Origin of the sequence: Pedobacter sp. ASV12, from assembly GCF_016429155.1 — a bacterium.
GTDB lineage: Bacteria > Bacteroidota > Bacteroidia > Sphingobacteriales > Sphingobacteriaceae > Pedobacter.
The window spans coordinates 143,772-156,856 of record NZ_JAELUC010000001.1 but is presented as its reverse complement, the minus strand read 5'-3'; the positions used below and the strand labels follow the sequence as shown (position 1 = coordinate 156,856).

Sequence of the window (13,085 nt, the reverse complement as noted above, 5' to 3'; positions counted from 1 at the left end):
CTTATTCTCTAAAGCCTTCGGCTATTTTGTAACGTTGTTTTTCAAATCTTTTAACAATATAATTAACCCAGAATCCACGCATCAGGAGCATGATGAGGCCGAACAAAGAAACGACCATTAGTCCCAGGTAAGGCTTGTTCATGATGCCGAATGGCACATAAAGTAAAATGGGGGTCAACACATAAGGGAACATCAGCAACCATTGGGTAGCACCCGTGCCTTGATAGTTGAAGCTGGCGGCCTTGGTAATGTCTAATCGCTTATAGTTTAAGGTAGCCAGGTAAAGCACGATTACCGTGCCGAAACCAATATTGTACAGATAGGCCGCCAGGTGCAATAACAACAGCTTTGGGCTGATAAAACCATAAAAACTGGCCAGTAAGGTAATAATGGTACAAGAAATGGTAAAAAGCAGGAATTTGGCTTTGATGAAATCCTTGAAGTTGATTTTGTTGCTCAAAATGCCATCAAAATGGGCACTTTGCCAGGCAAACATGAACTGTCCATAAATAATGATAGAAATACCGGTCATGAAAATGGCGGCAAACATCATTTGTCCGAACGCATTTTTGGCGATTACGGATTCTTTGTAAAAGATGAAGCCGTAGCACAAAAACAAAAAGCTCATGAAAACCGCCGAACGCGGGCGTTTATGGCGTAAAATCAGTTTCAGCTCCAAGGCCGCCAATTCGCCAACACGGCCAAAACGATTCAAGAAAGCATAATCAGTGCTTACCTTTTTCTCTTGTCCGGCGCTCAGCTCCTCGGCATACAGGTTGTTGCGCAGGTAGGTAGAATTGATTTTGAAGATGATCAAAGCCAGAAGCGTAAAAACAAAACCGATGTACGGATACTGAGCCAATTTGGAGAAAACAAAGTTGCTGGCAGCCATTACCGAAATCACCTTGTAGTATTCCAAAGCTGCAAATCCGGCAAAAATGGCCAAGCCTATTACCGTAAACGAGATATTGGCAATCGATTTTCTTTTAATATACAGCACCAGGTAGTTATTGAATACCGCCAGCGATAGCACCGAAACAATATACATCAGCAAGGTAAGCACACCGTAGGCCGGTGCGATCTTGATGAAAAAGAACGGAAAAAAGATAAAAAACGGCCAAAGGTTAAAGGCCGAAAAGAGCGCCTTGATGTTGAGGAACTGGATGATTTTGCGCTTCGGAATCTTGAGATGCAGATAGGGAATAATACTTAGCGTAGGCAATTCTTGCAGCTGCAGGCGCATGATGAAATCGAAGGCAAAATAATAAAGGATCAGCCCGTTAAAACTTACAATGGCATCCTGACCGGGAAAGAATTTGGGCAGAAACTTGGTCATGCCAAAGCCAACGCCAATGGCCACAGCCAAAAAGTAAAGCATAAAAAAGACCAGTACAATTTGTGCCGCAATGCTGCCAGCCTTGTTTCGGCTGCGCCAAAAGGCCTTTCTTTGATGGTCTAAAAAAGTAGTTAGCATAGATTAGTAGTTATATTTGTTTTTCCAATTTTGTTTTAGTTTCTCGCGCAGCTTTTCTTCTGCCGGATTTTTGCCCGGATCGTAAAGCTTGGTGCCACTCAGTTCTTCGGGCAAATATTCCTGTTCGGAGAAATTGCCTTCGTAGCTGTGCGAATATTGGTAATCCTTGCCATAGCCGATGTTTTTCATGAGCTTGGTTGGCGCATTGCGGATATGTAGCGGTACGGGCAGGTTGCCGGTTTGTTTAACCAAGGCCTGCGCTTTGTTGATGGCTTCGTAAGATGCATTGCTTTTGGCAGAAGAAGCCAAATACGTTACGCATTGCGCTAAAATGATCCTGGCTTCGGGATAGCCGATCACATTAACGGCGGCAAAGCAGTTGTTAGCCAGCAGTAAAGCATTGGGATTGGCGTTGCCAATATCTTCTGAGGAAAGAATAACCAGCCTGCGGGCAATAAACAGCGGGTCCTCGCCACCCTCTATCATCCTGGCCAGCCAATAAACAGCGGCATTGGGGTCGCTGCCCCTGATGGATTTGATAAAGGCCGAAATAATATCATAGTGTTGCTCTCCAGCCTTGTCGTACAGGGCCAGGTTCTGCTGGGCATGCGCCAGTACGTTCTCGTTGGTCAGCGTAATTTGATCGCCGCCAATGCCATTGATGGCTATTTCGAGTACGTTGAGCAGCTTGCGTGCATCGCCACCCGATAGGCGGATGAGAGCCTCGTTCTCCTTGATTTTGATTTGCTTTTTTTGAAGGATTTCGTCCTTTTTGATGGCGGTCTGCAACAAGGAAACCAATTCCTCTTCGGTCAGTGCCTTTAAAATATAAACCTGGCATCGCGAAAGCAAAGCCGAGATGACTTCGAAAGAGGGGTTTTCGGTGGTAGCGCCAATCAGCGTAACCAAGCCCCGCTCAACCGCACCCAGCAAGCTGTCTTGTTGCGATTTGCTGAAACGGTGGATCTCGTCTATAAACAAGATGGGCAGGCCCATGAAACTGTCTTTCAGTGCGGCGGCACGGTCAATGACATCTCGGATGTCTTTAACCCCCGAATTGATGGCGCTGAGGTTAAAAAATGGGCGGTCTAGATTTTGTGAAATGATGGAGGCCAAAGTGGTTTTGCCTACTCCCGGAGGCCCCCAAAAAATCATGGAAGGCAATTGCCCGCTTTCAATGGCTTTGCGCAAAACCGCATCTGGACCAACCAAATGCTTTTGTCCCACATACTCATCCAAATTTTGTGGACGCATCCGTTCTGCTAAAGGTGGGAGGTTCTGCATAGCCTAAAGGTATAGAATTTGAACCAAAAATTAGAAAGCAATTGGCATATTGCAAGTGTTTTTCTGATTTTTTAGCCGGCAGCTGGCTTCGGCTTTTTCTTGAAGAACTTCTTTTTCTTTTTATAGGGTTTTTGCTCGGCCATGGCTTCTTCCTTTGGTGCTTCGCCCAGGTGCTCGGGTAAGGGCATGCGGTCTATCTGGCGTTCAATCAGTTTTTCGATGTTGGCCAGTTTACGTTTGTCTTTGCCGTTAACCAGGGTAATGGCTGTGCCGGTGGTGGCTGCCCTTGCAGTTCGGCCAATCCTGTGAATGTAGTCTTCGGCATCGTGGGGGGCATCGTAATTGATCACCAGGTCTATGCCCGTTACGTCAATGCCGCGGCTCAGTACATCGGTGCCGATCAGTACGTTCAGTTTGCTGTTCTTGAAATCGAGCATAATGGCTTCGCGCTCTTTCTGCTCCAAATCGCTATGGAACGAGGCCGCTTTGAGGCCCAGTCGCTTAAATACCTTGCCCAGCTCCTTTACTTTTTCCTTGCGGCCCGCAAAAACAATAATGCGGTTGTAGGTGGCCGATTTCAATATTTCGGTCAGCAAAGGCACTTTTTGTTCGTCGTGCATAAGGTAAACCTGCTGGTTAATGCCTTCGGCTGGTTTAGATATCGAGATGTTGATCTGCTCAGGTTCTGTTAATAAATTGCTGGCCAATTTCCTGATTTTAGGAGGCATGGTGGCCGAGAACATGACGGTTTGACGCGCTTTGGGCAGGTAGCCTACAATTTTCATGATGTCTTCGTAAAAGCCCATGTCGAGCATCCTGTCGGCTTCGTCGAGTACCAGATACTGTAACTGGTCCATTTTGAGCAGGCCCGAAGAAAGGTGCGCAATTAAGCGGCCGGGGGTGGCAATAATAATGTCTACGCCTTCGCGCATCGATCGTTTTTGCTGTTCGTAGGCGATGCCGTCGCCGCCGCCATAAACGGTTAGCGAACTGATATTGGTAAAATAAGAAAGCGCTTCTACCTGAAGGTCTATCTGCTGTGCCAATTCGCGGGTTGGGGCCAATATCAAAGTGGTATTGTGCCGCTCGTGCTTTTCGGTCAGCATGTGCATAATCGGCAAAAGATAGGCGCCGGTTTTTCCGGTGCCGGTTTGGGCACAGGCAATCAGGTCTTTTTTTGCTAAAATTAGTGGAATGGCCTGTTGCTGTATGGGCGTTGCACTGCGGAAGCCCATGGCCAATAAACCCTCTAAAAGCTCGGGGTTGAAGTTAAAATCCTTAAAATCCAAATGTTTATCTGTAAAATACTCGATAAAAGTACCTCAAATAAAAGCCAAAAACAAATTAAACGCCTGTTCAAATTGTTGTTTTTATGTTAATAATGCCTTTATATGGTTTCGGTTCTTTTGTAAAAACAAACATATTTTTATGAAAAAACAAGCATTGAGCTTCCTTTCGGCCGGCCTGATCTTATTCGCAGCCTGCAAAAAACATTCATCCTCTCCAGAAACCCCAGCTTTTGTATACCCTGATATGGCCGAAGTAAGCGAGCCTGCAATTCTTTTCACCACGGCCGATGGCGTAAAGGTTTATAATGGCGGCTTTGGCTCGGCGGTAGCAGCCGATCCCAAATCGCCAGATGTATTTTACATGTTAACCGATCGGGGCTCTAACGTAGCCGGACAGGTCGCCAATTCGATCATCATCGGCAAGCCTGATTTTGCACCTCAAATTGGCAAATTCAGACTAAAGGATGGGAAGCTGGTGCTAGAGCAGGTGATCGAACTTAAAAATGCCCAAAATGGCAAACTGAACGGATTGCCCAATCCAGTGGGCATGGGGGCTTCGGGCGAGACGGCTTACGACCTGAATGGACAAGTGTTAACGCCAAGTGCAGATGGAATCGATTCGGAAGGATTGGTTTTGGCAGCCGATGGTACTTTCTGGATCAGCGATGAATACGGCCCACATATCTTACACGTAGATGCAAGTGGAAAAACCTTAGAACGTATCAATCCTTTTGGTAGTGGCACCGGAGGCCGTAAATTGCCGGCAGTGTTTGCAACCCGCAGGGCCAACCGGGGCATGGAGGGGCTGACGATAACCCCTGATGGCAAGACCTTGGTGGGCATGATGCAATCGCCGATGTACAACCCCTCTAAAACAGCTGTAGCCAATTCTACGGTTTTACGTATCCTTACTTTCGATATTGCTACCGGGGCTACCAAACAATATGCCTATCTGATGGATAATACCAGCCTCACTGGTGTAAGCGATATCGTAGCGGTAAATAGCACAACTTTTCTTACCATAGAGCGCGATGGCAACTTTGGTGGCGCAGCAACCAATCCGGCTGCATTTAAGCGTGTATTCAAGATCGATATCAGCAATGCTACTGATATTTCTGATGCCAATAATGGTGCTAATGGGAAGCTGTACGGTGGCAAAACGGTAGAAGAACTGAACAATTTGGCGGGCCTGCAAGGAGCTGGCATCGCTCCGGTTAGCAAAACCTTGGTACTCGACCTATTGAAAGACCTGCCCATGGTTTATCCGCATGATAAAGCCGAAGGCCTGACTTTGTTGTCGGGCAATATATTGGCCATTGCTAACGATGATGATTTTGGAGTAGTGGATAACGGTGCCAGTGGCTTTGCCGCTAAGATACTGCCATTGACAAATAAGGTTGACCGTAACCGACTTTACTTTGTTAAGCTGAAATAGTAAGGGTAACAGATTAATAGATCGAAGCCGTGCCGAAAGGCATGGCTTTTTTGTTGGATGGAGGTTCTTCCTTTTACCAAAAAAGCGTCCCGGTTTTGTCGAGACGCTTTTCTTTAACTGCTGGTTAGCTATGCTTTGCCTGCCCTACACGGATCGCCCGTTCACAGGACTTTTTTTCGTTGGTTGTTTTTGTTTTGCCATAGATGACTTCTTCTTTTTTTGATAGAACAAGCTAGCAAGAATTTGGTTTTAATTGGTGAAATTTTTATTAACAAATCAACAATTTATGCGTAGCGGAAAGCATAGGCCCATCAGTTGCACTTTATTTCTTTTTGTTGTCGGCATAGCCGAATACTTTTTGCAGCAAAGTGGTAGAGCGGGCATTGATGTTGTCCCTGATTTTAAGCTCTTCCTGTGCCACTTGGATAAACATGCCGTCGATGGCTTTTTGTGCCACATAGCTCGATAAATCGGTGTTTACTGGCTTTACCAAAGGCAGCTTGTTGTAGGCCGTAGCGGCATCGCCCCAATATTTGGTAGCACCTACCTTGCCCAGGCTGTTGGTAATTACCGGCTTGAATTTTTCCATCAGCTGCGCAGTGGTTACGCGTTTGAAATACTGTGTAGCCGCATCCTTGTCGCCCAGCAGGATGTTGGTGGCATCGGCAATGGTCATTTGCTTGATAGCCGAAAGGAAAATAGGCTTGGCTTCCTTGGCGGCATCTTCGGCGGCGCGGTTAATGCTCAGGATTACATTGTCGGCCAAAGCATTTAAGCCCACGCTTCTCAGTGTTTTTTCAACCTTTTGTGCTTCTGGCGGAAAAAGGATCTTCACGGCCAGGTTGCCAAAAAAGCCGTCTTTTGCCGAAAGTTTGTCGGCCCCCTCCGAAGTTCCGATTTCGAGGGCCTGTTTAATGCCCTGTCCAATTTCTAAGGTGGTAGGGTTGCCGCTGGTCGGAATTTGCTTTAAAATGTTGCCGATTTTCGATTGGCTCTGCACATCGCAGCTGCTGAGGCATAATAGAGCGCCAGCGGTAAAAAATAAACCTAGTTTTTTTATCATCATCTTTTCAATTGTTAAAAGAGCGGAAAAGATGGTGGCTAGCGTTTATTGCGCTCCTCCCCATCACCGTTTCTATCGGCAATATTAAGCAAATCTTTTGCCATTAATTTGGCCGACTGCACTAATTTTAGAAACGCTGTGCGATAGCCTTCTTTGTCTTTGCCTTTTGCTCCATTGGCAAGGTCTATGACTTGTTCGAAGCTGCTGGTTTGCTTAAACTCGGACTGGCACAACAACATGCCAAATTCGGCCACAGCTGCCGCAAACCTGAAATTGTCGCTAGTGTTGGTAGACATCGCCTCGTATCGAACTATTTTTTGCAGGCGCTTACTTTTGTTGGCGCTAGGTTCTTTGTAGCGGAGCTTAATGGTCAGCATTTCATCGTTATGGCTGGCCAAGGCTTTTGTCTTTTGGTATTTAAGCTCGTCAACGTTAGCAATGAACTCGCTTTTTTCGCCAACCGGTATGATTTCGTAAAGTGCAGTAACCGTATGTCCCGATCCCATATCGCCAGCGTCTTTCTGGTCGTCGTTAAAATCCTCGTCGTTAAGCAGGCGGTTTTCATAACCGATTAACCGATAAGCCTGTACCTTGGATGGATTGAATTCCAACTGAAGTTTCACGTCTTTGGCTACCGTAAACAAGGTGCCTCCAAACTCGTTCACCAACACTTTTTTCGCCTCCATAATATTGTCGATATAGGCATAGTTGCCATTACCTTTATCGGCTAAGGTTTCCATTTTGCTATCTTTATAATTGCCCATTCCGTAGCCCAGTACCGTCAGGAATACGCCGCTTTTGCGTTTCTCCTCAATAAGGCGTTCCATAGCGGCATCGCTGCTGGCGCCCACGTTAAAATCGCCGTCTGTGGCCAAAATAATGCGGTTGTTTCCCTCCTTAATAAAGTTTTCGGTTGCCACTCTATAGGCCAATGCCAATCCGGCGCCACCAGCTGTAGAACCACCTGCGCTCAGTCTGCTCAAAGCGTCTTTGATGGTCGTTTTGTTGGCCCCAGAAGTAGAAGGCAATACCAAGCCAGAACTGCCGGCATATACTACGATAGCAACCTTATCTTGTTTCCTCAGCTGATCGGTAAGGAGCTTTAACGAGGAAACCAGCAACGGCAGTTTGTTTTCATCGTTCATTGATCCAGAAACATCGATCAAGAATACTAAATTCGATGCTGGCAGGTGCGGGGTAGCGATTTTTTTGGCCTTCAAGCCAATATGTAACAACAGATGTTTGCTGTTCCAAGGGGCTGGTGCTAGCTCTGTTACAATATTTACCGGATCATTTCCGGTTGGGTCCGCATAGTCGTAATCGAAATAATTGATCATTTCTTCGATACGTACGGCGTCTTTTGGAGGCAAACTGCCATTGTTGATAAAACGGCGCATGTTGCTATACGAAGCCGCATCTACATCAATAGAAAAGGTAGATAAAGGATTTTTGTTGGCCTTCAAAAAACCGTTTTCCTTAATGGCACTATAGCTTTCGGTATCATGAACGGGTTTGTCTTTTTGAAAGGAATTATGGCCTCGAATTACAACTCCTGCCGCCTTGCCTTGTTGACTTCGCATTTCCTTCGCGCTAATTAGGGAACTGGAGGATGATGCGACCTCTCTTCTTTTCAATTGTGCCGTATAACCAACCACAACCACTTCGTTTAGCGAATGAGAATCTTCTTCGAGCCGGATCTCGTAATGGTTTGCCTTGGTAATCGTAATGGTTTGTGTTTTATAGCCGAGATAGGAAACTTCAAAGGTTTTGTCGTTTTTGTTGATCTCTAGCTTGAACTGGCCATTATTGTCGGTGGTTACTTTGTTCTTGCTGGGCATTGCTCTGACGCTTGCCAATTGGATTCCTTTCCCATCTGTTTTATCAACGATTGTTCCAGTAATGGTTCTGGTGGTTATGCCCTTAAATCCAAACAAAATGAACAAGGCCAAAAAAGGTAGTATTAATCTTTTCATGAGCTGTAGGTTTTGTTTGATGATGGCAGCTTTCTCAGATTTCCATAGCCACAACGGAAAATATTTTTTATACTTGGATAAGATTTAGCAGCGGCCCACATTGAAGTTTATCAAAAATACCACCAAGATTAATCAGCACGACGATTCTGAACTGATTGCAACCTATCAGAAAAGCGGTGATTTGGAGGCATTGGGTACGCTCTACAACAAATACATGCACCTGGTTTTTGGGGTCTGCTTCAATTATTTTAGAGACGAAGAGCAGAGCAAGGATGCCGTGATGCAGATTTTTGAAGAACTGGTGTTGAAACTGAAGCTGCACCAGGTACAGAACTTCAAAAGCTGGCTCCATGTGCTTACCCGGAACCACTGCCTAATGGCCTTGCGCAAGTCTACAAAAAATCCTACCGTAACTTTGGAAGATAATTTTGTGGAAAACGAGGACTTTGTGCATCTGGATATTGACGATGCAAAAGAAACGCAGCTTACCTTGATGGAAAAGTGCATGGAAACCTTGTCTGAAGAGCAGAGAAAGAGTGTGGAACTGTTCTACTTGCAGGAGAAATGCTATAAGGAAGTAGCCGATATAACCGGCTACGATATGCTCAAAGTGAAGAGCTATATCCAAAATGGGAAGAGAAATTTGAAAATTTGCATAGAAAAGAACAGTGAGCTATAACGAGTGGATAGATATTGAAGTATTGGAAGATTACCTTGATGGTAAGCTCGATGCCCAAAAGATGCATCAGGTGGAAAAACTTTCGCTTGAGGATCCTTTCGTGGCCGAAGCCCTAGCTGGCTTGAGCCAATCGCCCAAGCGTGCCCAGTCTTTATCCCTGCTTCAAAAACAATTGCAGGAACGCATTGCCCAAAAGCCGATTGAACAAAAAAGATGGCGCCTAACTTCGCAACGCCTAAGCATTGCGGCCGCCGCCGCCGTACTTTTTGTGGTGGCCAGCCTCTTGTTTTGGATGAGGGAAAGCAACAACCGCGAACAATTGGCCAAGCAGCAGCCTAAGCAGGTAGAAGTAAATACGGCACCCCAAGTTGCCACTAAAAAAACCGAAGCGCCTATTGCCGATGCCACCGTAGCCAGTGAAGTTGATAAAGCCCTGGCCAGTGCCAAAACCAGCAGCCTCGCCAAACTCAACCCTAAAGGGAAGGCTGTTGCCAAAACTGCTCCAGAAGATATATTGGCCAACAAAACGGTCGCAGAAGTAAGCGACAAGAACGAAGTGAGCGTAGCCGCCGCCCCACCAGCGCCAATGGCAATGCAGGTCCGCGCGCTTAAAGTAGATAGCCTGAGCAACGTAGCCGTGGCCAAAAGAGAAGCCAGGCCTTTAAATCAAACCCTTAGTGGCCGGGCACCAGGCGTTACCTTTTCTCCCGATATTTTTAGTGGCAAAGTCATTTCCAAAATAGATGGTTTGCCTATTCCGGGTGCCGATGTGAAGGTGCTGAACACCAACATCAGAACCATGACCAATAGCAAAGGCGAATTTAGCCTGCGCCTTGACAGTAGCAACAGCCAAAGCCTAACCGTTAATTATTTGGGCTTTAATGCCAAAGAGGTAAGTACTAAAGCCAATAAAGCCATCATCGAATTGGAACCTGCCGATCAAACCCTGAAAGAGGTAACGGTAAATATAAGCAAGGCTAAAATAGCCCCCCCAACGCCAGCCGAAAGCTGGGCCAAGTACAGGGAATACCTAAACAGCAATAATAAGCTTTACAAAGGCGCTGTGGCCAACAGAATGGTGTTGCTTAGCTTTGAGGTTGATGCCAAAGGCAGGCCAAGCCATATCAAGGTGGTAAAAGGCTTAACCAAGGCCGAAGACGATGAAGCCATCCGCTTGGTTAAGGAAGGGCCAAATTGGGTCCGGCATCATCCTTCAGATTCTAAAGTAGAATTGAGCATCGAGTTTTAGTTGCTGCAGTTCCCGGTCTGTTTGTTGGTCCTAATTCCCCTTTAAAATGTACAAAAATTCTAAGTTTGAAGAAAAAGATGCCCAAAAAGTATGGGCTTTTATGCAGGCGCATCCTTTTATCACCTTAATTGGTTTTGATGGAATGTACCCGGTAGCTACCCAAGTGCCTGTTCAGGTTTATCAAAACGAACAGGGCTTGCGTATTGTTGGTCATGTGATGAAAAAAACCGATCATCACGAAGCTTATGCTCAAAACGAAAACGTGCTGGCCTTATTTACGGGTGCCCATGCCTATGTCAGCGCTTCGGTTTACGAAAATCCGGCAGGAGCCTCTACCTGGAACTATAGCTCGGTGCAGGCCAAAGGTAAAATAAGGCTGATGGATGAAGCTGGAACCCGAGAGGTAATCAAACAGTTAACCAACAGCTACGAAGATCCGGCAACGAGCCAGGCGGCGTTTCATCGCATGACTGACGATTACATCGAGAAGAACCTCAAAGCCATCAGTGGTTTCGAAATCAGGGTAGAGGGCTTGGCCAATGTTTTCAAGCTGAGCCAAAACCATACGGAGGCCAACCGCAAGAAAATCATCGAAAACCTGGAACAGCATGGCGATGCCGATGCGCAGCAGGTAGCCCGTGACATGAAAAAAAGGCTTTAAGTTAAATCTTAAAGCCTTTTTTTATTAATGGATAAATAAGCTTAACAGGTAATAGACCAGCGCAGCCAGTACCGCCGAAACAGGTATGGTGAGTATCCAGGCCCAAATCAGTTTTACGGTTACGCCCCATTTTACCGCCGATACGCCTTTGGTTAAGCCAGAGCCGATAATAGAACCGGTAATGGTGTGCGTAGTACTTACCGGAATTTTAAGATGCTCGGTAAAGTATAAGGTTAAGGCACCTGCAGTTTCAGAAGTTACACCTTCGAACGGGGTTACCTTGGTAATTTTAGAGCCCATGGTTTTTACAATTTTCCAGCCGCCGCTTAAGGTACCCGCTGCAATGGCGCTGTAACAGGCCAACGGAATCCAATCAGGCATTTGTCCGGCAATTTCTTCGCCGTTGGCTCCTTTTGAGGGGAGGATTACGTGTAGCCAAGAGGGCAGGCTATCCATAGACACACCGCTGGTATGGATGTAAACTACTACTGCAGCTGCGATAATGCCCATTACTTTTTGCGAGTCGTTGCCACCATGGCCCAAGCTAAACGAGGCCGACGACAAGAGTTGCATCTTGCGCAACCAGGCGGTAGACTGGGTTTGGTTCAAACTGCTAAAAATAAGGCAGAAAAAGCTGACCGACATGACGATGAAGGCCACGAGCAGCCATTTGATGTTATGGGCTTCAAGTACTACGCTCCAAAAATGCGATTCGAAGCGCGGGTGTTTGATTTCGTGGTAAAATTTAATCTGGGTGTAAATGTAAATACCAACCACCAGCATTAAGGTTAGGGTAAATATTTTTGGCCAGATGCTCTTTTTGGAAGAGTGCAGAAACCAGATGGAAATAAAGTAGGAAATAACCGCCCCGATAACCGGAGCCAGTACAATAAAGCCTAAAATTACCAATACGCCGGTAGGCATTTCGCCCGCCTTGCCTTCTTTATACCAAAGTACTACGTTAAAGCCTGCATGGGCAATGGCGGCGCCTGCAAAACCTCCAATCAGGGTATGCGACGAACTGGAAGGAATGCCCAGCCACCAAGTTAACAGGTTCCAGATAATGGCCGCTATAACGCCGGCCAAAATCACCACCAGGTTAATTTCCATGGTGTTGGCGGTCTTGGCTACCGTATCGGCAACGCCAAAACCAAATACCCAATAAGCCAAAAAATTAAAAAAAGCTGCCCAAAGCACAGCCTGAAAAGGCGTTAACACCTTGGTTGCAACAATGGTAGCTATGGCATTGGCGGCATCATGAAAGCCATTGATGTAGTCGAAAATCAGGGCTAATACAATGATGACGAAAAGTAGGGTTAAACTCATATTTTTGTTAGGCGTTTTTAACCAAAATAGATTCAAGCACGTTCGCTGCATCTTCGCATTTGTCGGTTGCGATTTCCAGCGTTTGCAAAATCTCCTTCTGTTTAATCAATTCTATCGCGTTGGTTTCAAACTCAAATAAACGGGCAATGGCCAAATTGCAGGCGTAATCGGCCTGGTTTTCGGCACTGTTGATCCTTACGCAGGCATCGGCAATTACCCTGATGTTTTTAAAGCTTCTCAATTCCTTGATGGCTTTTTCCAAGTCGGCACACATTTCTACCAAGAGCTCGGCCAGTTTGACCATGGCATCACCAATGTTTACCATGTTGTACAGCTCGATGTTTCCGGCCGAAGCGTGGATGTAATCGGCGATATCGTCGATGGCGCTGGCCAAAGAGTGGATGTCTTCGCGGTCGAAAGGCGTAATGAAGTTCTTGCTCAGTTCGATAAAGATGGTGTGGGTAATATCGTCGCCCACGTGCTCAAGGCGTTCTACTTCCTTGATGGCTTCTTTTCTTTTATCTAAGTCGGTGGTGGTTACCACGACCAATAATGCTTCTGCAATCTTTAAAACGTTGCTGCCGGCTTGTTCAAATAGAGGTTGGAATTTTTTATCCTTAGGGGTAAAGAAGCTAAAAATGCTATTCATACT

General features: G+C 46.1%; 11 protein-coding genes. 4 read left to right on the top strand and 7 right to left on the bottom strand.

The window, feature by feature from the left end:
* Position 1: 1 nt before the first annotated feature.
* From JHD69_RS00665 to JHD69_RS00655, 3 genes are all read right to left on the bottom strand, one after another.
* Positions 2-1,474 (bottom strand): DUF5687 family protein, encoded by a 1,473-nt coding sequence (locus JHD69_RS00665; RefSeq protein WP_199136241.1) that lies wholly within the window; start codon positions 1,472-1,474, stop codon positions 2-4.
* 3 nt (positions 1,475-1,477) lie between these two features.
* On the bottom strand, positions 1,478-2,758 hold the full coding sequence (locus JHD69_RS00660; protein ID WP_199136239.1) for a replication-associated recombination protein A: 1,281 nt from the start codon (positions 2,756-2,758) through the stop codon (positions 1,478-1,480).
* Between the two features lie 71 nt (positions 2,759-2,829).
* On the bottom strand, positions 2,830-4,047 hold the full coding sequence (locus tag JHD69_RS00655) for a DEAD/DEAH box helicase (protein WP_199136237.1): 1,218 nt from the start codon (positions 4,045-4,047) through the stop codon (positions 2,830-2,832).
* A gap of 139 nt (positions 4,048-4,186) precedes the next feature.
* Between JHD69_RS00655 and JHD69_RS00650 the strand changes: the two genes are divergently transcribed.
* Positions 4,187-5,482, top strand: a complete 1,296-nt coding sequence (locus JHD69_RS00650; protein ID WP_199136235.1) for an esterase-like activity of phytase family protein — start codon at positions 4,187-4,189, stop codon at positions 5,480-5,482.
* Between the two features lie 322 nt (positions 5,483-5,804).
* On the opposite strand, the gene JHD69_RS00645 is transcribed toward JHD69_RS00650, so the two are convergent.
* Both JHD69_RS00645 and JHD69_RS00640 read right to left on the bottom strand, forming a co-directional pair.
* The gene (locus JHD69_RS00645) at positions 5,805-6,545 is read right to left on the bottom strand and encodes a DUF4197 domain-containing protein (RefSeq protein ID WP_199136382.1); all 741 of its coding nucleotides are present in this window, start codon (positions 6,543-6,545) and stop codon (positions 5,805-5,807) included.
* A gap of 38 nt (positions 6,546-6,583) precedes the next feature.
* Entirely contained in the window at positions 6,584-8,518 is a 1,935-nt protein-coding gene (locus JHD69_RS00640) for a vWA domain-containing protein (protein ID WP_199136232.1), read from the bottom strand.
* Positions 8,519-8,618: 100 nt separating this feature from the next.
* Between JHD69_RS00640 and JHD69_RS00635 the strand changes: the two genes are divergently transcribed.
* The 3 genes from JHD69_RS00635 to JHD69_RS00625 are packed head-to-tail and all read left to right on the top strand — an operon-like array spanning position 8,619 to position 11,107.
* A complete protein-coding gene (locus JHD69_RS00635) occupies positions 8,619-9,197 on the top strand; it encodes an RNA polymerase sigma factor (RefSeq protein ID WP_199136230.1) in 579 nt (192 codons plus the stop codon).
* The gene (locus JHD69_RS21425) at positions 9,187-10,446 is read left to right on the top strand and encodes a carboxypeptidase-like regulatory domain-containing protein (RefSeq protein WP_199136229.1); all 1,260 of its coding nucleotides are present in this window, start codon (positions 9,187-9,189) and stop codon (positions 10,444-10,446) included. The genes JHD69_RS00635 and JHD69_RS21425 overlap by 11 nt, the downstream gene beginning before the upstream one ends.
* Before the next feature lie 46 nt (positions 10,447-10,492).
* A complete protein-coding gene (locus JHD69_RS00625) occupies positions 10,493-11,107 on the top strand; it encodes an FMN-binding negative transcriptional regulator (protein ID WP_199136227.1) in 615 nt (204 codons plus the stop codon).
* 24 nt (positions 11,108-11,131) lie between these two features.
* On the opposite strand, the gene JHD69_RS00620 is transcribed toward JHD69_RS00625, so the two are convergent.
* Together JHD69_RS00620 and JHD69_RS00615 are read right to left on the bottom strand one after the other, a co-directional pair.
* Entirely contained in the window at positions 11,132-12,433 is a 1,302-nt protein-coding gene (locus JHD69_RS00620) for an inorganic phosphate transporter (protein ID WP_199136225.1), read from the bottom strand.
* Positions 12,434-12,440: 7 nt separating this feature from the next.
* Positions 12,441-13,082 carry a DUF47 domain-containing protein gene (locus tag JHD69_RS00615; protein ID WP_199136223.1) on the bottom strand — a complete coding sequence of 214 codons (642 nt, stop codon included), beginning with the start codon at positions 13,080-13,082 and terminating at the stop codon, positions 12,441-12,443.
* Between the last annotated feature and the right edge of the window lie 3 nt (positions 13,083-13,085).